The sequence below is a fragment of the Thauera phenylacetica B4P genome, assembly GCF_000310225.1.
Classification (GTDB): Bacteria; Pseudomonadota; Gammaproteobacteria; order Burkholderiales; family Rhodocyclaceae; genus Thauera; species Thauera phenylacetica.
In genome coordinates, this window is record NZ_AMXF01000066.1 from 1 (window position 1) to 19624 (window position 19624).

Consider the following 19624-nt stretch of genomic DNA (forward strand, 5'->3'; position numbering starts at 1 on the left):
GCCCGCGAACGCGGCCGGCGAGCCCGTGCGCCGCGCCGATTCGCCCGCTCCCGCGCGCGCGCTGGCGCTCGACCTCTCCCGCACGGACGAGCTCGAGCGCGCGCGCGACCAGCTGCTCGCAGCCTGGGGCGGCATCGACCTCGTCGTCTTCAACGCTGGCAGCTATCGCCCGCTGCGTGCCTGGGAGCTGAGCGCGCAGGCCGTGCGCGAGACCCTGGAGACCAACCTCGTCGGCACCATGAGCGCCACCGCGGCGGTCCTGCCGACCCTGCTCGCGCAAGGCGAGGGCGCGATCGCCCTGGTGGGCAGCGTCGCCGGCTACGGCGGGCTGCCCAAGGCGACGGTGTACGGCCCCTCCAAGGCGGCGCTGATCAACTTCGCCGAAGTCCTCCACCTCGACCTGTCGCCGCGCGGCATCGGCGTGTTCCTGATCGATCCCGGCTTCGTCGCCACCCCGCTCACCGCGCAGAACGACTTCGCCATGCCCGCGCTGCAGACTCCGGCGCAGGCGGCCGATGCGATCGTCGACGGCTTCGCGCGCGGCGACTTCGAGATCCACTTTCCGAAGCGCTTCACGCGCGTGCTCAAGCTCCTGCAGCTGCTGCCGCGCCGCCTCTACTTCGCGCTGATCCGCCGCGCCACCGGCCTGTAGGCTTGCCGCCATGACCGACCCGAAGCTTCCGGAGCCCCTTCCTGCAGCCGGCTCGACGCCGGAGCCCGCACGGCAATCGCCCGCCCTGCGCCTGGCGCGCTTCTACGAGACGCTCACCCCCGCCGCGCTGGACGGGCTCGGCCAGCTCTACGCGCCCGACGCCCGCTTCAAGGACCCCTTCAACGAGGTCGTCGGCATCGCCGCCATCCGCCGCATCTTCGCGCACATGTTCGCCACCACCGAGGCGCCGCGCTTCGAGGTCACCGACTGCATCGAGCAGGGCGGGCAGGCGATGCTGGGCTGGACGTTCCGCTTCGCGCTGCGTGGTCGCGCACTGACGGTGCGCGGCGTCACGCACCTGCGCTTCGACGCCGACGGCCAGGTGACGCTGCACCGCGACTACTGGGACGCCGCCGAGGAACTGTACGAGAAGCTGCCGCTGCTCGGCGGGCTGATGCGCGCGATCAGGCGGCGCTTGCGTGCCACCGATCCGCCTCGATGAGCGTGCGACGAGCGCTGCACCTCAGTTTGGCGTCGCGGGTGTTCCCCCAGGATCGATGAGGCGCTCCGTCGCACATCCGGCTGACCCGAGCGGGGCAAGGGGACTATCATCGGGTGTTGATGGAACCGAAACACAGGTACGCCCCATGTCTTCACGTCGTAAAGCGATCTCCCGCCTCGTCGCCGCCCCGCTGCTCGCCCTCGGCCTGCTCGCCGGCTGCACGCCTGCCGAGCCGGTCTTCAAGAGCACCGACATCTCCGGCACCAGCTACGGCAGGACGCTGCGCCTCACCGACCACCACGGCCAGGAGCGCACGCTCGCCGACTTCAAGGGCAAGGTGGTCACGATCTTCTTCGGTTATACGCAATGCCCGGACGTGTGCCCCACCGCGCTGTCGGGCATGAGCACGGTAATGCAGGCGCTCGGCCCCGACGCGGACCGCGTGCAGGTGATCTTCGTCACCGTCGATCCCGAGCGCGACACGCCCGAGCTGCTCGCGCAGTACGTGCCGGCATTCGACGCGCGCTTCCTCGGCCTGTATGGCACACCCGAGAAGATCGCCGAGGTGGCGAAGGAGTTCCGTGTCTTCTACCGCAAGAGCGGCGACCTCGCCGGCCACTACACCATCGACCACACCGCCGGCACCTACGTCTTCGGCCCTGACGGCCGCCCGCGCCTGTACGTCAAGCACGCCGAGGACCCGCAGGTGGTGGTGGCGGACATCAAGGCGCTGCTGGCGGGGAAGTGAGGCAAGCTGAAAAAGCGAGTTCGCTCTGAGTGCTTGGCCGAGTTCGTTTCACGCACCGTCTGTCAGCGAGCGTGAGAAATTCTCCGCCTGAGCGCTCAGTACGCTCAAGTCTGCACGAGGGAGCCCATGCTGGCGCCATTCGGTGTAGTCGAAGCGGTCGCGAGAGATCGACGCGATGAAGCGTTCGGCCTCCACCGGGCCAAGCGCCTTGACCAGCGCATCCAGCCCGGTCCGACGGATTTCCGCGTCAGTTCTCATACCATTTCTCCGCGAATGCAAGTGCCGGGCCTGGAGTCAGCGCCTCGATCAAGCCAGTACGTTCCACTTTTCTCAGGAGCCTGTCGTCGGTGCTGACGAATACATCACATCGTCCCGCCACCGCGCAGCCTACATGCAGAGCATCATAAGCACTGACTCCATCGGAAACCAGGCACTTGGCGACTTCGAGCACCGCGTCGCATTCATGAATGACCTCGGACGCCAGCTTCCTCCATTCGAGGATGTGGCGAATGCGCTCCTCGAATGGGTTGTTCGCAACCTCGAAATCCATGATGTAGGACCAGACAAGCGCGTGCCTGCCTGTCCGGACAAGATCTTGCAGAACGAGCTTCGATTCGGTTTCGAGTCGAATCCGCGTCTGCGCCTGGTCGTCAAACGGCCTGTTGAAGCAACAGACATCCAGATAGAGGCGCATCAGCTTCAAGCCACCGCGGCCAGCATCCCCCGCATCTTCTGCATCGCCTTGGCCTCGATCTGGCGGATGCGCTCGGCCGACACGCCGTATTCCGCCGCCAGTTCGTGCAGCGTGGCGCTGTCGCCTTCGGCGAGCCAGCGCCGCTGCACGATCGCGCGGCTGCGCTCGTCGAGGCTGGCGAGCGCGTCGCGCAGGCCGCTGTCCTGCAGGCGGGCGAGCTGGGCCTGCTCGACCTGTTCGGAGGGCTCGGCGTGCGGGTCGGGCAGGTAGGCGATGGGGGCGAAGCGCTCGTCCTCGTCGTCGCTGCCGGCGTCTAGCGGGATGTCGCGGCCGGTGAGCCGCGTCTCCATCTCCACCACTTCCTCGGGCTTCACGCCCAGCTGGGTGGCGATCGAGCGCACCTCGGCAGGCTGCAGCGTGGTGCTGTCCTTCTTCATGCCGCGCAGATTGAAGAACAGCTTGCGCTGCGCCTTGGTGGTGGCGATCTTCACCAGGCGCCAGTTCTTCAGGATGTATTCATGGATCTCGGCCTTGATCCAGTGGATCGCGAACGACACCAGGCGCACGCCGCGCGTGGGGTCGAAGCGCTTGACCGCCTTCATCAGGCCGATGTTGCCTTCCTGGATCAGGTCGGCGTGGGGCAGGCCGTAGCCGAGGTAGCCGCGCGCGATCGCCACGACGACGCGCAGGTGCGACATCACCAGCTGCCGTGCCGCATCCACGTCACCCTCGTCGCGCAGCCGCGTCGCCAGCTCCACCTCCTGCTGCTCGCTCAGAATGGGCATGCGATTCACGCTCTGGATGTACTGATCCAGGCTGCCGGCGGCGGGAACGGGGAAGGTCAGGGCTTGTGACATGGGCTGGGGTCCTCCTTGCGCATCAATTTTAGCACTCTGGGCGTGAGAGTGCTAAGGGGCGGCGGGAGTTCCGGGGGCAGCCTTCTTCAGTCTTTTTCGGCGGACACCCAGTCCTCGACGCGCAAACCCGCAATGCGCCTGAACTCGCGCGTATTGTGGGTGACCAGGGTGGCGTCTTCGGCCAGCGCATGGCAGGCGATCCACAGGTCGTTCGCGCCGATCGGCGTGCCTGCCTCCTTCAGGCGGATGGCCTGTTCTGCGTAATGCCGGCAGATGGCGGGGACGGTGGGATAGCGCACCGGTACCTCGCGTGCCAGGGCGTTCAGCCGCCGCAGCACCTCCGTCTTGTGAGTGCTGCGCTCGGCGCCCTTCAGCAACTCGGCCCAGGTCACGAAAGACATGCACAGGGTGTCGCTCTCGGGGAGTGCGTCGATGCGCTGCGCGATGCCGGGCGGCTGGTTCTTGATCAGGTAGATCAGGGTATTGGTGTCGAGCAGGTAGATCACAGCGCCTCGCGCTCCTGCACCGGCAGCGGCGCTGCCTGCCCGGCCTCGAGCGCGGCGACGAAGTCGTCGTCCACTTCGCCCAGCGCTTTCAGGGCCTGCATCAGGGCGGTGCCACGCTGCACGCGCAAGGGGTGGATCACCAGGTCGCCCGCGTCGTTGCGCGTGATGCTGACGCGGTCGGTGTCGAGGCGGAACTCCGCCGGAATACGGACCGCCTGGCTGTTGCCGTTGTTGAAGACGCGGCTGGGCAGTGTTTCCATGGCATCACCTCTTGTAAATACGCTGGCGTGTGTATTTTAGTGCTCGCGTAGCAACAGGGCAAATATCCACTTGTTTCCCGTGGGCGGGCTGCGCCTCGAACCCGTAAGCTGACCTGCCTTCTGCGCTGCCCTCTTCATTCAACGCACGATGAACGCTGCTGGCGTCAGGATGGCAATGCCGTGCCATGGGTTCAGCACAAGCAGATCCTTGTCTTCACTGATGATCGCCGCCGCTTCGCCTGCAAGCGCCACATCCAGGAATTTGTCGTCGCGCGGATCGCGGCAGGCCGCCACCCTGCGAATGATCGGCACGACCTGCATGACGCCGCCGAGCAGACGGATGAACTCGCGCCGGCCTTCTCGAGATACATACGGGTCGAACTTGGGCCGTGCCAGCACCTCGACGAGCTCGGCCAGGGTTTCTTCCGAGCCGAGCAGGTTGCCTTGGGCGAGCGCCCGGTCGACCGCCTTGGCGGCGGTGCTGCGCGGCGCCAAAAGGCGGCTGACGAGTACGTTCGTGTCGACGACGAAGCGCAGGAATTCAGTCATCGGCGAGCAATTCGGCGACTTTGTCCTCGGTCAGTCCCGCCGCTGCGGCTTTCTCGCCGACTGCGTCGCAAAAGCGCTGGAACTCGGCGACGTTGAGCCGCGTGAGGCGCTCGTACTCCTTCATCGACAGAACGACCGCGACATCGCGCTTCTGGCGGCGGATCACGACGGGTTCGTGTGCGGCCAGGTCGAGTACGCCAGCCAGTCCTTGTTTTGCCTCGGTGGCGGAGACGGTGCGCATGGTGGCGACTCCTGTTCGTTTTGGTGAGATTGGACTGTATGTTTTGTACAAAATGTACGCAATTGCCGAGCTGCGGGCGTGCTGCCGGCGGGCTTGGCCAAGCACGTCAGCGCCGCGACGGAAACTCCCGTGCGGTATGAACCACGTTGAGCACGATCACCGAGTCATCCGTCACTTTCACGAAGGCAACATAGGGCAGTCGGCGAACGACGAGCTCACGTGCCCCCGGGATTCGCGTACTTGCCCGAATACGCTCGGGGAAGACGCGCAAGGCTTCGATCTCGGCAACGATGCGCGAATGGACGGCTTCCGCAGTCAGGGGGCCTGCCTCCGAGTGGTAATAAACAAGGATCTCCTCAAGGTCGTCCAGCGCCTCGTCAGTCCAGAGGATGTTCATGCACGACGATTCCGCGCCGCCACACGCTCGCGCAGCAGGGCCATGGCTTCGTCGTGGGCATGTAGCGTGGTTTGGCCCGCATCCAGGCGCTCGAGCGTCGCCGTGACCTTCTCGAAGAGCCAGCCGTCGTAACCGGGTGTCTTGTCGAGCAGGAATTCGGGCAACAGCGTGTCTGCTGCGTCCTCGATCGACACCATGATGCCGACGGGGCGATCGTTCTTGGTGATGACGACCGGCTCCCGGCGCGATGCATCGAGGAATTCGCCGAACCGGTTCTTTGCTTCGCGTGCGGTCATGACTTTCATGATCAGTGTCCTGAGTAGGGTCGAGATAGATCCATAGTAGCTACTTTAGGCGGCGCGGCAAGCGTCTGTGTCTGGGATGGTGGATTGGGCTTGATCTCATGTGCAACCATGGTCATGATCATGGTCATCGACTATCCAGGGAGTACGACCATGCAAACCATCCAGGCCTCCGAATTCAAGGCTCGCTGCCTCGCCCTGATGGACCAGGTGGCGGCCTCGGGCGAGATCCTTGTCGTCACGAAGAACGGCAAGCCGGTTGCCGAGCTGCATCCTTATCAGGGCGCGCGTGTATCGTCGCCTTTCGGGCTGCACCCGGGCGTGCGCATCCTGGGCGACATCGTGTCGCCGGTCGCCGACGAGGACTGGGAGGCCTTGTCGTGATCGTCCTCGACACGCATGTGCTCATCTGGATGGATGCCGACGATTCCGCGCTCGGCCCGCAGGCGCGTGCGTGCATCGAGCAGGCCTGGCGCGCGGGCGAGGTCGCGGTGAGCGCGATCAGCTTCTGGGAATGCGCAATGCTTGCGGACAAGGGGCGCATCGTCCTGCCGCTTGCTGTCGAAAGCTGGCGGGCAGGCCTGCTGGGCGCGGGGCTGGTCGAGATCGCGCTCGATGGACGCATCGTGCTGGTAGCGGCAGGGTTCGCGGATCTGCATCGCGACCCGGCAGACCGCTTCATCGCTGCCACCGCAGGCGTGCGCAACGCGACACTGGTGACGGCGGACGAGAAGCTGTTGGCATGGAATGCGGGTCTGCCGCGGCTCGATGCGCGGCGCTGATCAGGCGTTCTGTTGCACGTCCGCAACACCAAAGCCCGGAATGTCGCGTTTTCGCGTTGTCATGCTTGCAAGGCCGGCGGCAGGTTTGCAGAATCGCTCCAACTTCTCGCCAGAGAGGTGAGTAGGGCCAAGGCAGGTGCCAAGGTCTCAACTTCAAATTTGAGGAGAAACATATGCAAAAGAAACTGATCGCGCTGGCCATCGCCGGCCTCGTTTCGGCCCCGGCCTTCGCTCAGTCGAACGTGACCATTTATGGTCTGGTGGACATGGGCTTTGCTTACCGCACCGACAACATCGTCAGCACCGTCGGCAGCAAGTCGGCTATCGATTCGGGTATGGCCGCCGGTAACCGCATTGGCTTCAAGGGTACTGAAGATCTGGGCAACGGTCTGAAGGCTGGCTTCGTGGTCGAGCAAGGCTTTTTCGCTGACAGCGGCACCGGTCGTTCTGACGGCTTGGCCTCGCGCCAGTCCTATCTCTCGCTGTCGGGTGGTTTCGGTACCGTTGCTGTGGGTCGTATGTACTCTCCGCAAGACAGCATGTACTTCAGGTTTGATCCGTTTAGTAACGGCACCGTTGGTCAGATGTCCAACATCGCCACGAAGGAAGTTCGCCTGAACAACGCCGTTGCCTACATTTCCCCGAGCTTCTCCGGTCTGAGCGTGACCCTCGGTTACTCGACCGATGTCGGTGAAAATCAGTCGGGTGGTAGCTTCGGTAACGATGTGGCTGGCGGCGCCTCCGTTGGCAACGAAGCTGCCGGTAACGTCGGTGACGTGCGCGCTTGGGTGATCAACCCGATGTACACGAATGGTCCTCTGACTGTTGCTCTGAACTATCACGAAGTTGAGGCTGCCAAGATTTCCGATAACAAGACGAAGGTCTTTGATATCGGTGGCTCTTACGACTTCGGTGTTGTGAAGCTGGCTGGTATGTACGGTACGCGTGAAGATGACGATACCGTTGCCGGCGTTGCCACCGATATCCAGCAGTGGTTCGTTGGCATTACGGTTCCTGTCGGTGCCGCTGGCAAGGTGCTGGCCGGCTATGGTCAGGCTGAGAACGACGCCACTGGTGCGAACGGTGCCGATGCCGAGATGTGGTCCATTGGTTACAACCACGCTCTGTCGAAGCGTACTGGTCTGTATGCCGTCTATGCCGACGTGTCGAACAGCGGCGGCGTCGCAAACACGGGCCTCAACAAGTCGCTGGGCGACGCTTCCTACAGCGGTCAAGGCTACCAGGAAGGCTTCCAGGTTGGCGTGCGTCACTCCTTCTAATCTGTCTTCTCGACAGGTTTGAATCGCAAAACGGGCCTTCGGGCCCGTTTCTTCGTGTACGGCTAAGAAACCCCAGGGTCAGGTCTTTCATTGAGAAACCCCAGTGAGAAACCCCAGGGTCAGGTCTTTCATTTGCTCATTTCCCTCCCGAGAAACCCCAGGGTCAGGTCTTTCATTCGGGAGGGGCTCGGGGTCAGGTCTTTCATTGGGAGGGGCTCGTTGGGAGGGGCTCGGGGTCAGGTCTTTCATTTGCTCATTTGCCTCCCGTCGGTGGCTTTGTGATGTAATGTTCACAGGCTTGTGAAACGGAGCTCGTCATGGAAGCGACCATCAGGGATTTGCGCTTGCACACGGCAGAGGTGCTTGCGGCAGCGGATCGTGGTGAGCGGGTGACCATCACCAGCCGGGGGCAGGTACGGGCGGTGTTGATGCGGTGCGAAGAGACCCGTGCCCGGGCGCATGCCGAGCGCAATCCTGCGTTTGGTCTGTGGGCGGATCGGCAGGGCACGGTAGACGATGACGTGCGCAGGCTGCGACAGCCGAGAGTGCTGCCGTGATGCTCGTGGATACGGACGTGCTGATCTGGAACCTGCGAGGCAACGCGCGTGCAGCGGATCGGCTGGATGCGATGCAAGGATTTCTGTTGTCGGCGGCGACGTACATGGAGCTTGTCCAGGGAGTGCGTGACAAGTCGGAGTTGCGCGCGCTTCGGCAGGCCCTGAGCTTCTGGTCGGCGAGGGTGGTACAGGTCGATGAGGCCATCTCCGCGCGTGCATGCTTCCTTTGCGAGCAATTCGCGCTTTCCCATTCCATGCAGATGGCGGATGCCTTGATTGCAGCAACGGCGCTCGAGCGCGGGCTCGATCTGCTGACGGCAAACGATCGTCACTATCGCCATGTGGAGCAGCTCTGCATAGAGGTGTTCCGGCCGTAGGCGTAGGGGACCCCTAGGGTCAGGTCTTTCATTTGCTCATTCGCCTCTGCCGTGGCCGAGTGCTCTTCCTTTGGCCTTGCCTTTTCGATTATCCATTCGGGATAATCAGGGCTGTTCCTGCCCTGGGAGAGGATCATGGCGCGGCCATTGCGGATCGAGCTTGCCGGAGGGGTGTACCACCTGACTTCGCGTGGTGACCGTCGCGAGCCGATCTATGCCGACGACGTCGATCGCCTGTTGTGGCTGGAACTCTTCGGCGAGGTCTGCGATCGGTTCAACTGGCGTTGTCACGCGTGGTGCCAGATGGGCAACCACTACCACCTGGTCGTGGAGACCGCCGAGGCGAACCTCTCCCGGGGCATGAGACAGCTGAACGGGGTGTACACCCAGGCCGCGAATCGACGCCACGCTCGTGTCGGGCACGTCTTCCAGGGGCGCTACAAGGCGATCCTGGTCGAAGCCGACGTCTACCTCGTGGAGCTCGCGCGCTATGTGGTGCTCAACCCCGTGCGGGCGGGGCTCTGTGGCGATGCGCGCGAGTGGCCCTGGAGTAGCCATCGCGCACTGATGGGGCTGGTCGATCCGCCGTCCTGGCTGGAGACGGACTGGGTGCTGGGGCAGTTCGGCTCGGAGCGGACGGCTGCCGTGCGTCGATACGAAGACTTCGTCCGCGCGGGCGTCGGCCTGCCGCCGATCTGGGAACGCCTCAATGCGCAGATCTATCTGGGCAGCGGGGCATTCGCCGACGAGATGGCGCACAAGGTGCCGGACGACGGGCGCCTCGACGAAGTGCCGCGGCTGCAGCGCCGGCCGCAGGGCATGTCCTTGCAGGCGTATGTGGAGCGCAGTGCGTCGCGCGATGCGGCCATCGCCGAGGCCGCGGCCTCCGGTGCCTTCACCCTCGCGCAGCTCGCCCAGTTCTTCGGCCTCCACTACAGTTCGATCAGCCGGATCGTCGCCAAGGACCGGAAGGCGCGCCAGCCTCCCGGCGCCGGGAATGCAAGCGAGCAAATGAGTAAATGAAAGACCTGACCCCGCTGTCCCCCAACCACGACGAGCGCCCCGCAGGAGAGCCCGTCCGCCTGATCGTCGTCCACGCCATCAGTCTGCCCCCCGACCAGTTCGGTGGTCCCGGCGTCGAGCAACTGTTCACCAACACCCTGGATCCGCAAGCCCACCCCTACTACGCGACCATCCAGCACCTGCGCGTCTCCGCCCACTACTTCATCCGCCGCGACGGCCAGCTGCTGTGCTTCGTCGACCCCGGTCGCCGCGCCTGGCATGCCGGCGTGTCGTGCTGGAACGGACGCGAGCGCTGCAATGATTTTTCCATCGGCATCGAGCTCGAGGGCTGCGACACGATGCCCTTCGAGCCCGCGCAGTACGAGCGCCTGGCGGCGCTGATCGTCGAGCTGGAGCGGCGCTATCCGATCGAGGCGGTGGTCGGGCATTCCGACATCGCGCCCGGCCGCAAGACCGATCCGGGCCCTTTTTTCGACTGGAAACGCCTTGATGTGATGTGCGAACAGCGCCGCGCAAGCTGCTGATCGATCAAAACTTCCCGTGAATTCAAGTGTTTCTTGCTGTTGCGACGGGGCTGTCAGGTTTTGACAATAAACCTTGTGAGCGAATACAATCCGGTTCCTGTTGCATTGCAACATTCCCAATCCGATCTCGGTGCGGCGCCTCCCGCAAGGTGAGACGCAGTTTCATGGACGCACGCACCGCGGGGCCCGTCGTCTGGTTGCGGCGAAGGGTCTTAACACCTACTGGCGACCGAGTACTCCTGCCCGTCGTGCCGGCCTACCCGCCGAGCGACGCGGACGCTGCCCCACAGGGCGGCGCCGGGCGGCCCCCACCACAGGGCTCGTCCACGGTGGGGCTCAGGCCACAGCATGGAGGACACCATGAAACACGCAACTCGATTCAAGGCGCTCGCGCGTCAAGCGGGCGGCGCTGCGCGCAGCCTGGCGCACGGTGCGGTTCTTTCCGTAAGTCTCATGGGCATGGGCTGGCTCGGCACACAGAGCGGTGGCGCAATGGATGTTCGCTACGGCGACGTCCTCAGCCAGCAGGCCGAGCCCACCGCGTCCGAACTGGCCATGGCCTCGGTGCTTTCCTTCGCGCCGCGCCGGGTTGAAGAGGTCGCGCCGTCCTTCGCGGCGGCCGTACCTTCGCTGGCGGCCTCGACGCGCCTGCACGAAAGCCTGCCGGTGGCTGCGCCGGGGCTGGTCGAGCGCAATCTCGCCCGTGTCGTGGCGGAGCCGGTCCCGCCGGTGTTCCACCAGCCGGCGCTGCGCGACATCGCCGCCCTCGTGGACAACCCCTTCGACGAAGAAGAGGGCGCGCTCTCGGACGAGATGGCGCGGGTACGCGACTGGATCGCCGATACCTATCGCGTCTCCGAGGAGGCGATCGAGCCCGCGCTGGCTGCGGCCGAGACGCATGCCGAGGAGCTCGGCTTCGACCCGCTGCTGATCGTCGCGATCATGGCGGTGGAGTCGAGCTTCAACCACCGCGCGGTCAGCAACATGGGCGCGCTCGGGCTGATGCAGGTGATCCCGCGCTACCACAAGGACAAGATCGGCCCCAATCGTGGCCGTAACGTCCTGTTCGACCCCGAGACCAATGTCCGCGTCGGCACCCTGGTGCTGCAGGAGGGCCTGCAGCGCTACGGCACCATGCAGCGCGCGCTGCAGTACTACAACGGCTCGCTCAAGGACTCGAAGGCGCGTTATCCCCGCAAGGTGATGGCGCTGAAGAAGCGCCTGATGCTGATCGCCGGCCGCGACAGCGGTCGTGCCCCCGAGCAGGCGAGCTGAACCTCGGCGTGAGTCGGCGTCCCCGCGGGCCTTGGTCGCGGCGGATGCCGCGCCTGCGCCCGCGTGGGGCGGAGACCATGCCCTGGAGCGGCTACTCCGCCGCATTCGCGCCTGCCGGCGCTCCTACATAAACCGTCGCCATTCCGTCCCCTGTAGGAGCGGCGGCAGCCGCGACTACGGCCGTCCAGGCTCCGTCGCGCGAGCCCCCGACCGCCCTCGATCGCCGTGGCACTCCATCCGGGCGTCGGCTCAGCGCCCCAGCCCGAGCGCGCGGATCCGTTCCGCCGCCTCGAGCAGCCTTTCGCTGCGCGTGGTGTAGGCGATGCGCAGGTGGCGCCGCGGCAGGTGGTGGCCGAAGTCCAGCCCGGGTGTGGCGGCCACGCCGGCCTCCTCGATCATCCGGCGCGCGAGCGCTTCCGAGTCGTCGGCCAGCGCCGACACGTCCGCATACACGTAGAACGCGCCCTGCGGCTCGGCGGCGACGCCGAAGCCGAGCTCGCGCAGCGCCGGCAGCAGCACGTCGCGGCGCTGGGCGAACTCGTGGCGACGCTCCTCCAGGATCGCGATCGTCGCCGGCGCGAAGGCTGCGAGCGCGGCGTGCTGCGCTGGCGTCGAGGGCGAAATGAAGAAGTGCTGGGCGAGCTTCTCCAGCTCGCGCACGAAGCCCTGTGGCGCCACCAGCCAGCCGAGCCGCCAGCCGGTCATGCCGAAGTATTTCGAGAAGCTGTTCACCACGAAGGCGTCGTCGGCCGCGTTCAGCACCGGGTCGGCGAGCGCCGTGGCCGACTCCACGCCGTAGCTCAGCCCCTGGTAGATCTCGTCGACCAGCAGCACGCCGCCGCGCGCGCGGGTGCTGCGGTGCAGCGCGGCGATCTCCGCGACCGACAGCAGCGTGCCGGTGGGGTTGGATGGCGTCGCCACCATCAGCCCGCGGGTGCGCTCGCCCCAGGCCGCGTCGACCTGCCCCGGCCGGGGCTGATAGCGGCTTGCGGCATCGACCGCCAGCGCGCGCGCGACCCCCTCGAAGGCCCGGACCAGGTGGCGGTTGGACGGATAGCCGGGGTCGGGCAGCAGCCACTCGTCGCCCGGGTCGGTGGTGGCGGCGAGCGCCAGCATCAGCGCGCCCGAGGCGCCGGCGGTGACGACGATGCGCTCGGGCGCGACGTCGGCGCCGAAGCGGTCGTGGTAGAAGCGCGCGATCGCCTCGCGCAGCGCCGGCAGGCCGAGCGCGGGGGTGTAATGCACGTCGCCGCCGGCGAGGAAGCGGGTGGCGGCCTCGACCACCGGCGCCGGGGTGCCGAAGTCGGGCTCGCCGACCTCCATGTGGATGATGTCGCGCCCCTGCGCCTCGAGCTCGCGCGCGCGGCGCAGCAGCTCCATGACGTGGAAGGGCTGGATGTCGTCGAGGCGGCGTGATCGGTGCATGGTGGGATTTTCTGCTGTGCGGAAAAAGCAAAAAGCGCCGTGGGGCGCTTTTTGCGTCGGTCGTGTGTCCATGTGGAGTCCCGGCAGCCGCGAACATGGCCTTTGGTCTCCAGCGACGTTCGTCGTCCGCCGCACCGCCCGGTTCGCGCCTGCCGGCGCTCCTACATGGAGGTCCGCCGCGGCGACGAAATTTTCACGTCGGATTATCGCCCGACGACGAAGTTTCCACGTGGGATGCTCGCCCGACGACGAAATTTCCACGTGGGATGCTCACGGCGGTGATGGTGTTCGTGTAGGAGCGGCGGCAGCCGCGAATGCAGCGTTGCGTTCTGCGACCAAGCCAAGGTCGCGCGAAACGCTCGCGCCTGCCGATGCTCCTACGTGAGGCGGCCTCAGTCGGCGTTCAGCGCCAGTTCGAACAGTTCGCGCTTGAGCACCAGCTGGCGCGGCAGGCGGTCCTGCAACTTGTCGAACCACTCCTTGTGCGAGTTCAGCTCGGCGCGCCAGGCGTCGGCGTCGACCTTGGTGAGCGCCTCGAACTCCTCGCGGCTGACGTCGGCGCCGTTCCAGTCGAGATCCTCGAAGCGCGGCATCCAGCCCAGCGCGGTCTCCTTGGCGGCGATCTTGCCCTTGCAGCGATCGACGATCCACTTGAGCACGCGCATGTTGTCGCCGAAGCCCGGCCACATGAACTCGCCCTTCTCGTTCATGCGGAACCAGTTCACGCAGAAGATCTTGGGGGTGTCCTCGACCACGTGGCCCATGCGCAGCCAGTGGTTGAAGTAGTCGCCCATGTGGTAGCCGCAGAAGGGCAGCATCGCGAACGGATCGCGGCGCACCACGCCCTGCGCGCCGAAGGCGGCCGCGGTGGTCTCGGAGCCGAGCGTAGAGGCCATGTACACGCCGAAGTTCCAGTTGAAGGCCTGGTACACCAGCGGCACGGTGGTGGCGCGGCGGCCGCCGAAGATGAAGGCCGAGATCGGCACGCCGGCCGGGTCTTCCCAGGCCGGGTCGACCGAGGGGCACTGGCTGGCCGGGGCGGTGAAGCGCGCGTTCGGGTGCGCGGCCTTGCGGCCGGTTTCCTTGGCGATCTCCGGGGTCCAGTCCTTGCCCTGCCAGTCGACCAGGTGGGCCGGGGCCTCCTTGGTCATGCCTTCCCACCACACGTCGCCGTCGTCGGTCAGCGCGACGTTGGTGAAGATGATGTTCTCCTTCAGCGTGGCCATCGCGTTGAAGTTGGTCTTCTCCGAGGTGCCGGGGGCGACGCCGAAGTAGCCGTACTCGGGGTTGATGGCGCGGAACTTGCCGTCGGGGCCGGGCTTGATCCAGGCGATGTCGTCGCCGACGGTGGTGATCTTCCAGCCGTCGAAGGACTTCGGCGGGATCAGCATGGCGAAGTTGGTCTTGCCGCAGGCCGACGGGAAGGCGGCGGCGACGTAGGACTTCTCGCCGTCGGGCGACTCGACGCCGAGGATCAGCATGTGCTCGGCCAGCCAGCCCTCGTCACGCGCCATGGTGGAGGCGATGCGCAGCGCGAAGCACTTCTTGCCGAGCAGGGCGTTGCCGCCGTAGCCGGAGCCGTAGGACCAGATCTCGCGCGTCTCGGGGTAGTGCACGATGTACTTGGTGGTCGGGTTGCACGGCCAGCGGCTGTCCTTCTCGCCCTGGGCGAGCGGGGCGCCCACGGTGTGCACGCAGGGCACGAACTCGCCGTCGGTGCCGAGCACCTCGATCGCGCCGCGGCCCATGCGGGTCATGATGCGCATGTTGGTGACGACGTAGGGGCTGTCGGAGATCTCGACGCCGATGTGGGCGATCGGGCTGCCGAGCGGACCCATGGAGAACGGGACCACGTACATGGTGCGGCCGTGCATGCAACCCTTGAACAGGCCGTTCAGGGTCTCGCGCATCACCGCCGGGTCTTCCCAGTTGTTGGTCGGGCCGGCGTCGCCCTTGTTCTTCGAGCAGATGAAGGTGCGGTCCTCGACGCGGGCGACGTCGGAGGGGTCGGACCAGGCGAGGTAGGAGTCCTTGCGCTTCTCCGGGTTCAGCTTGATCAGCATGCCGGACTGGACCATCTCGGCGCACAGGCGGTCGTACTCCTCCTGCGAGCCGTCGCACCAGACCACGCGGTCGGGCTCGGTGAGCGCGGCGATCTCGCCGACCCACTTCTTCAGGCCTTCGTGGCGGACGTATTCGGGGGCAGCGGCGATCGCCGCCTGGGCGTGGTTCTGAGACATGTGTACAGCTCTCCCGTGCTGTGATGCGAAACCATTCCCGTCGGTCGGCCATCGTTGCTGCAGGGGCTGCCTGGCCGGCGGGCTGCATGGGCGCCCGAGGCGGGCGCACCGACTTCCGTCTACGAGCGCCGTCGGGGCGGATCGTTCGCGGTTGAGCCCATAATTATGCCATGCCCGGCCCCCGGCCATGAACGGGATCGTAACGATCGGTGTGATGCAGTCCGCCTATCGAGAGGGGCTGCCGTGGAGGCGGTATACGTGTTTTTCACATCGCAAGTTTTGTTTTCGTAATGCGAGAATAAGCGCGTCCGCGGTATGCTTGCGCCGTTGACGCCCGGCGCGCCGGCACGGCGCCCGTCCCATACCCAAAAGACCAAGGAGGAAGACCATGGACGAGCTGATCCGCAGTGCGGCCCTCGACTACCACCGCTACCCGCGCCCGGGCAAGATCTCGGTGACGCCCACCAAGGTGCTGTCCAACCAGCGCGACCTGTCGCTGGCCTACTCGCCCGGCGTGGCCGCGGCCTGCGACGCGATCGTCGAGGACCCGGCGCAGGCCGCCGAGCTCACCGCGCGCTCCAACCTCATCGGCGTGGTCACCAACGGCACCGCCGTGCTCGGCCTGGGCAACATCGGGCCGCTCGCCGCCAAGCCGGTCATGGAAGGCAAGGGCGTGCTGTTCAAGAAGTTCGCCGGCATCGACGTCTTCGACCTCGAGATCGACGAGCCCGACGCCGACAAGCTGATCGACATGATCGCCGCGCTCGAGCCCACCTTCGGCGGCATCAACCTCGAGGACATCAAGGCGCCCGAGTGCTTCTACATCGAGGCCAAGCTGCGCGAGCGCATGAAGATCCCGGTCTTCCATGACGACCAGCACGGCACCGCGATCGTGGTCGGCGCCGCGGTGCTGAACGGCCTGCACCTGCAGGGCAAGGACCTGAAGAAGGTCAAGCTGGTGACCTCCGGCGCCGGCGCCGCGGCGCTCGCCTGCCTCGGCCTGCTGGTCAAGCTCGGCGTGCCGGTCGAGAACATCTGGGTCACCGACCTCGAGGGCGTGGTCTACGAGGGCCGCACCGCGCTGATGGACCCGATCAAGGCGCGCTACGCCAAGCAGACCGACGCGAGGAAGCTCGCCGAGGTCATCGAGGGCGCGGACGTGTTCCTGGGGCTTTCGGCCGGCGGTGTGCTCAAGCCGGAGATGGTCGCGAAGATGGCGCCCAACCCGATGATCCTGGCGCTCGCCAACCCCACGCCCGAGATCCTGCCCGAGCAGGTCAAGGCGGTGCGTGACGACGCGCTGATCGCCACCGGCCGTTCGGACTACCCGAACCAGGTCAACAACGTGCTGTGCTTCCCCTTCATCTTCCGCGGTGCGCTCGACGTCGGCGCGACCACCATCACCGACGAGATGCAGCTCGCCGCGGTGAAGGCGATCGCCGAGCTCGCGCGCGTGGAGCAGAGCGACATCGTCGCCGCCGCCTACGGCGAGAAGGTCGGCGGCTTCGGCCCCGAGTACATCATCCCGCGCCCCTTCGACCCGCGCCTGATCGTCAAGATCGCCCCCGCGGTGGCCGAGGCCGGCATGGCCTCGGGCGTGGCGACGCGGCCGATCACCGACTGGAACGCCTACCGCAGCCAGCTCAACAACTTCGTCTGGCACTCCGGCCTGATCATGAAGCCGGTGTTCGCCGCCGCGCACAAGAACCCCAAGCGGGTCATCTTCTCCGAGGGCGAATCCGAGAAGGTGCTGCGCGCGGTGCAGCAGGTGGTGGACGAGGGCCTGGCGCGCCCGATCCTCATCGGCCGCCCCGAGGTCGTGGCCAAGAACATCGAGCGCTTCGGCCTGCGCCTGGCCGCCGAGCGCGACTTCGAGCTGGTCAACCCCGACTCCGACCCGCGCTTCAACCAGCTCTGGCAGCACTACCACGGCCTGATGGAGCGCAAGGGGGTGTCGGTCGAGTACGCCAAGAAGGAGGTGCGCCGCCGCACCACGCTGATCGGCGCGCTGCTGCTCAAGTTCGGCTACGGCGACGGCCTCATCTGCGGCACCTACGGCATGCACCGCCTGCACCGCGAGTTCGTCGAGGACGTGCTCGGCCGCCGTGAAGGGGTGGACCACCTGTATACGGTCAACCTGCTCAGCCTGCCCGGGCGCACGCTCTTCCTCGCCGACACCTATGTCAACTACGACCCCACGCCCGAGCAGGTGGTCGAGATGACGCTGCTCGCCGCCGAGGAGATGAAGCGCTTCGGCATCGAGCCGCGCATCGCGCTGCTGTCGCACTCGTCCTTCGGCTCGGCCGATTCGCCGACCGCCGGGAAGATGCGCACCGCGCTGCGCATGCTGCACGAGCGCCATCCCGAGCTGCAGGTGGAAGGCGAGATGCACGGCGACTCGGCGCTCGACGCCCGCCACCGCCTGCAGATCTTCCCCAACGCGAAGATGCGCGAGGACGCCAACCTGCTGATCTTCCCGACCCTGGACGCGGCCAACATCGCCTTCAACCTGCTCAAGAACGCGGCAGGCAGCGGCATGACGGTGGGGCCGATCCTGCTCGGCGCGGCCAAGCCGGTGCACATCCTCACGCCCTCGGCCACGGTGCGCCGCATCATCAACATGACCGCGCTCACCGTGGTGGAGGCCGGGCAGGCGGGCTGATCGAGGCCCCGTCATCGGGGGCTCGGGCGCGCCCGCTGCCGGCGGGCGCGCCCGGCACCGCCAATCGAAATGCGCCTCGCGCCTGCGCATTCCTTCCTTGCCTGGCGGTCGTCTCCCGCGCGATGCTGACTCCATCGCATGAGCGGAGGCGGGCGCATGAACGCGGACGAGGGGCGGGCGGCGCTGGTGCTGACCGGGGGTGGCGCGCGCGCCGCCTACCAGGTCGGCGTGCTGGTCGCGATCCGCGAGCTGCGCGGCAAGCGCCCCGGCAACCCTTTCCCCATCCTGTGCGGCACCTCGGCGGGGGCGATCAACGCGGTCGCGCTCGCCGTGCATGCCGGAGACTTCGGCCGCGCGGTGCTCCACATCCAGCGTGTCTGGCGCAGCCTGCACGTCGACCAGGTGTATCGGGTCGATCCGCTCACGCTCTTCGGCAGCGGCCTGCGCTGGGGGGCGGCGCTGTTCGGCGGCTGGCTGCTGCGGCAGACGCCGCGCTCCCTGCTCGACAACACCCCCTTGCGCGGCCTGCTCGAGCGCGTGCTCGACTTCCCGTCGATCGAGGCCGCGATCGGCCGCGGCGACCTGCGCGCGCTCAGCGTCACCGCCTCGGGCTACTCCTCCGGCGAGAGCCTCGCCTTCTTCCAGGGCGCGCCCGAGCTGCAGCCCTGGCGACGCGCGCAGCGCCTGGGCGTGCGCGCGCAGCTCGACGTCGGCCACGTGATGGCGAGCGCGGCGCTTCCCTTCGTGTTCCCGGCGGTCAAGATCCACCGCGAGTACTTCGGCGACGGCTCGATGCGCCAGCTCGCGCCGGTGAGCCCGGCGATCCACCTCGGCGCCGACCGCATCCTGGTGATCGGCGCCGGACGCACCGCCGAGGAGGGGCGCATGCGCGCCATCGGCGGCTACCCCTCGCCGGCGCAGATCGCCGGGCATGCGCTGTCGAGCATCTTCCTCGACACCCTGGAGGTCGACCTCGAGCGCCTCGCGCGCATCAACGACACGGTGAGCCGGCTCGACGAGGCGCGCCGCGCCGAGGCCGGCATCGCCTTGCGTCCGATCGAGTGCCTGGTGATCCAGCCCTCCCAGCGCCTGGACACCATCGCGGCACGCCATGCCCGCAGCCTGCCGGCGCAGCTGCGCATCGTGCTGCGCGGACTGGGCACCTTTCGACGCGAGGGCTCGACCCTGCTCTCCTACCTGCTTTTCGAGCCGGGATTTACGCGCGCGTTGATCGAGCTCGGCTATCATGACGCGATGACGCGCGCCGGCGACCTGCGCCGCTTCCTGCGCATCGATTCCTGAAACGGTACGGCGGGCGCACCCGGGCTCGCTCGCAATGGCGCCGCGGGGGTAGAATCTCCCCCGAAGCTAGAAACAACTTGAAATCCATCTCCTATCTGCCTATTTTTCAAAGCAGATTCCTCAGATTTCAACTCCTCTCGTTCTCCGTACCGTCGCCATCATGAAAGTTCGTCCCCTGATCGCCGCGATTGCCGCGATGTTCGCGCTGCAATCGGGCATGGCCGTCGCAGCCCCGAAGGCATCCGGCAAGGCTGCGACGAGCAAGGTTTCCAAGCCAGCCGCGAAGAAGGCCGCGGCCAAGGCCCCGGTGCGCAAGGCTGCGGCCAAGCCCGCGCAGAAGAAGGTCGCGGCCAAGGCTGCGACGCGCGATGCCAGATCCACCCGCTCCGCGAAGGCCCCGGCGCGCGCGGTCGCGAGCGCCCGCGGCAAGGCCCCGGCGATGCGGGTGAGCCTGCGCAAGCCGGCGGTC

The 19624-nt window shown here is 66.6% G+C and carries 24 protein-coding genes and 1 pseudogene; 14 read left to right on the forward strand and 11 right to left on the reverse strand.

Translation table 11 applies throughout. From position 1 onward, the window contains the following. The 3 genes from C667_RS10455 to C667_RS10465 all read left to right on the forward strand — a co-directional run. Positions 1-652, forward strand: a 652-nt coding sequence (locus C667_RS10455) for an SDR family NAD(P)-dependent oxidoreductase (RefSeq protein ID WP_004362574.1), incomplete at its 5' end; no start/stop codon positions are given. Between the two features lie 10 nt (positions 653-662). After that, positions 663-1154 carry a nuclear transport factor 2 family protein gene (locus C667_RS10460; RefSeq protein ID WP_004362576.1) on the forward strand — a complete coding sequence of 164 codons (492 nt, stop codon included), beginning with the start codon at positions 663-665 and terminating at the stop codon, positions 1152-1154. A 145-nt stretch (positions 1155-1299) separates the two neighbouring features. Next, a complete protein-coding gene (locus C667_RS10465) occupies positions 1300-1902 on the forward strand; it encodes an SCO family protein (protein WP_004362579.1) in 603 nt (200 codons plus the stop codon). Between the two features lie 48 nt (positions 1903-1950). Here the strand turns inward: C667_RS10465 and C667_RS10470 are convergent, their stop codons facing one another. From C667_RS10470 to C667_RS10510, 9 genes are all read right to left on the reverse strand, one after another. Further along, on the reverse strand, positions 1951-2160 hold the full coding sequence (locus C667_RS10470; protein WP_004362581.1) for a hypothetical protein: 210 nt from the start codon (positions 2158-2160) through the stop codon (positions 1951-1953). Continuing rightward, positions 2150-2596 (reverse strand): PIN domain-containing protein, encoded by a 447-nt coding sequence (locus C667_RS10475; RefSeq protein ID WP_004362583.1) that lies wholly within the window; start codon positions 2594-2596, stop codon positions 2150-2152. The genes C667_RS10470 and C667_RS10475 overlap by 11 nt, the downstream gene beginning before the upstream one ends. A 5-nt stretch (positions 2597-2601) precedes the next feature. Then, positions 2602-3453 (reverse strand): RNA polymerase sigma factor RpoH, encoded by an 852-nt coding sequence (gene rpoH, locus C667_RS10480; protein WP_004362585.1) that lies wholly within the window; start codon positions 3451-3453, stop codon positions 2602-2604. An 86-nt stretch (positions 3454-3539) separates the two neighbouring features. After that, positions 3540-3959: a type II toxin-antitoxin system VapC family toxin gene (locus C667_RS10485; RefSeq protein WP_004362587.1), complete on the reverse strand. Its 420-nt coding sequence runs from the start codon at positions 3957-3959 to the stop codon at positions 3540-3542. Continuing rightward, positions 3956-4219, reverse strand: a complete 264-nt coding sequence (locus tag C667_RS10490; protein WP_004362589.1) for an antitoxin — start codon at positions 4217-4219, stop codon at positions 3956-3958. The genes C667_RS10485 and C667_RS10490 overlap by 4 nt, the downstream gene beginning before the upstream one ends. A gap of 138 nt (positions 4220-4357) precedes the next feature. Continuing rightward, positions 4358-4768, reverse strand: coding sequence for a putative toxin-antitoxin system toxin component, PIN family (locus C667_RS10495; protein WP_004362591.1), 411 nt, complete (start codon positions 4766-4768; stop codon positions 4358-4360). Beyond that, positions 4761-5009 (reverse strand): type II toxin-antitoxin system Phd/YefM family antitoxin, encoded by a 249-nt coding sequence (locus C667_RS10500; RefSeq protein WP_004362593.1) that lies wholly within the window; start codon positions 5007-5009, stop codon positions 4761-4763. Before C667_RS10500 ends, C667_RS10495 begins: the two co-directional genes overlap by 8 nt. Before the next feature lie 106 nt (positions 5010-5115). Continuing rightward, complete coding sequence (locus tag C667_RS10505; RefSeq protein WP_004362595.1) at positions 5116-5406, reverse strand: type II toxin-antitoxin system RelE/ParE family toxin; 291 nt, start codon at positions 5404-5406, stop codon at positions 5116-5118. Continuing rightward, positions 5403-5711, reverse strand: a complete 309-nt coding sequence (locus tag C667_RS10510) for a type II toxin-antitoxin system Phd/YefM family antitoxin (protein ID WP_004362597.1) — start codon at positions 5709-5711, stop codon at positions 5403-5405. The genes C667_RS10505 and C667_RS10510 overlap by 4 nt, the downstream gene beginning before the upstream one ends. A 150-nt stretch (positions 5712-5861) precedes the next feature. Between C667_RS10510 and C667_RS10515 the strand changes: the two genes are divergently transcribed. The 8 genes from C667_RS10515 (at position 5862) to C667_RS10550 (ending at position 11526) form a co-directional block, all read left to right on the forward strand. Beyond that, positions 5862-6092 (forward strand): type II toxin-antitoxin system Phd/YefM family antitoxin, encoded by a 231-nt coding sequence (locus C667_RS10515; protein ID WP_245538459.1) that lies wholly within the window; start codon positions 5862-5864, stop codon positions 6090-6092. Further along, on the forward strand, positions 6089-6490 hold the full coding sequence (locus C667_RS10520) for a type II toxin-antitoxin system VapC family toxin (protein WP_004362601.1): 402 nt from the start codon (positions 6089-6091) through the stop codon (positions 6488-6490). The genes C667_RS10515 and C667_RS10520 overlap by 4 nt, the downstream gene beginning before the upstream one ends. 173 nt (positions 6491-6663) lie before the next feature. Next, the gene (locus C667_RS10525) at positions 6664-7770 is read left to right on the forward strand and encodes a porin (protein WP_004362604.1); all 1107 of its coding nucleotides are present in this window, start codon (positions 6664-6666) and stop codon (positions 7768-7770) included. Positions 7771-8087: 317 nt separating this feature from the next. Then, positions 8088-8327: a type II toxin-antitoxin system Phd/YefM family antitoxin gene (locus tag C667_RS10530; protein WP_004362605.1), complete on the forward strand. Its 240-nt coding sequence runs from the start codon at positions 8088-8090 to the stop codon at positions 8325-8327. Continuing rightward, the gene (locus tag C667_RS10535) at positions 8327-8704 is read left to right on the forward strand and encodes a type II toxin-antitoxin system VapC family toxin (RefSeq protein ID WP_004362607.1); all 378 of its coding nucleotides are present in this window, start codon (positions 8327-8329) and stop codon (positions 8702-8704) included. The genes C667_RS10530 and C667_RS10535 overlap by 1 nt, the downstream gene beginning before the upstream one ends. Before the next feature lie 135 nt (positions 8705-8839). Next, positions 8840-9727: a transposase gene (locus C667_RS10540; RefSeq protein ID WP_051174663.1), complete on the forward strand. Its 888-nt coding sequence runs from the start codon at positions 8840-8842 to the stop codon at positions 9725-9727. Continuing rightward, positions 9724-10251, forward strand: a complete 528-nt coding sequence (gene ampD / locus C667_RS10545; protein ID WP_004362611.1) for a 1,6-anhydro-N-acetylmuramyl-L-alanine amidase AmpD — start codon at positions 9724-9726, stop codon at positions 10249-10251. Before C667_RS10540 ends, ampD begins: the two co-directional genes overlap by 4 nt. 360 nt (positions 10252-10611) lie before the next feature. Then, on the forward strand, positions 10612-11526 hold the full coding sequence (locus tag C667_RS10550; protein ID WP_039921253.1) for a lytic transglycosylase domain-containing protein: 915 nt from the start codon (positions 10612-10614) through the stop codon (positions 11524-11526). Positions 11527-11775: 249 nt separating this feature from the next. Here C667_RS10550 and C667_RS10555 read toward each other — a convergent pair whose 3' ends face one another. After that, positions 11776-12951: a pyridoxal phosphate-dependent aminotransferase gene (locus tag C667_RS10555; RefSeq protein ID WP_004362615.1), complete on the reverse strand. Its 1176-nt coding sequence runs from the start codon at positions 12949-12951 to the stop codon at positions 11776-11778. 392 nt (positions 12952-13343) lie between these two features. After that, positions 13344-15191: a phosphoenolpyruvate carboxykinase (GTP) gene (locus C667_RS10560; RefSeq protein WP_004362617.1), complete on the reverse strand. Its 1848-nt coding sequence runs from the start codon at positions 15189-15191 to the stop codon at positions 13344-13346. Between the two features lie 388 nt (positions 15192-15579). On the opposite strand from C667_RS10560, the gene C667_RS10565 reads away from it, so the two are divergent. From C667_RS10565 to C667_RS10575, 3 genes and pseudogenes are all read left to right on the forward strand, one after another. Then, a complete protein-coding gene (locus tag C667_RS10565) occupies positions 15580-17853 on the forward strand; it encodes an NADP-dependent malic enzyme (protein WP_004362619.1) in 2274 nt (757 codons plus the stop codon). 156 nt (positions 17854-18009) lie between these two features. Continuing rightward, positions 18010-19155 (forward strand): patatin-like phospholipase family protein, encoded by a 1146-nt coding sequence (locus C667_RS10570; protein WP_004362621.1) that lies wholly within the window; start codon positions 18010-18012, stop codon positions 19153-19155. A gap of 196 nt (positions 19156-19351) precedes the next feature. After that, positions 19352-19624: pseudogene (locus C667_RS10575) on the forward strand (peptidase); the annotation flags it as partial.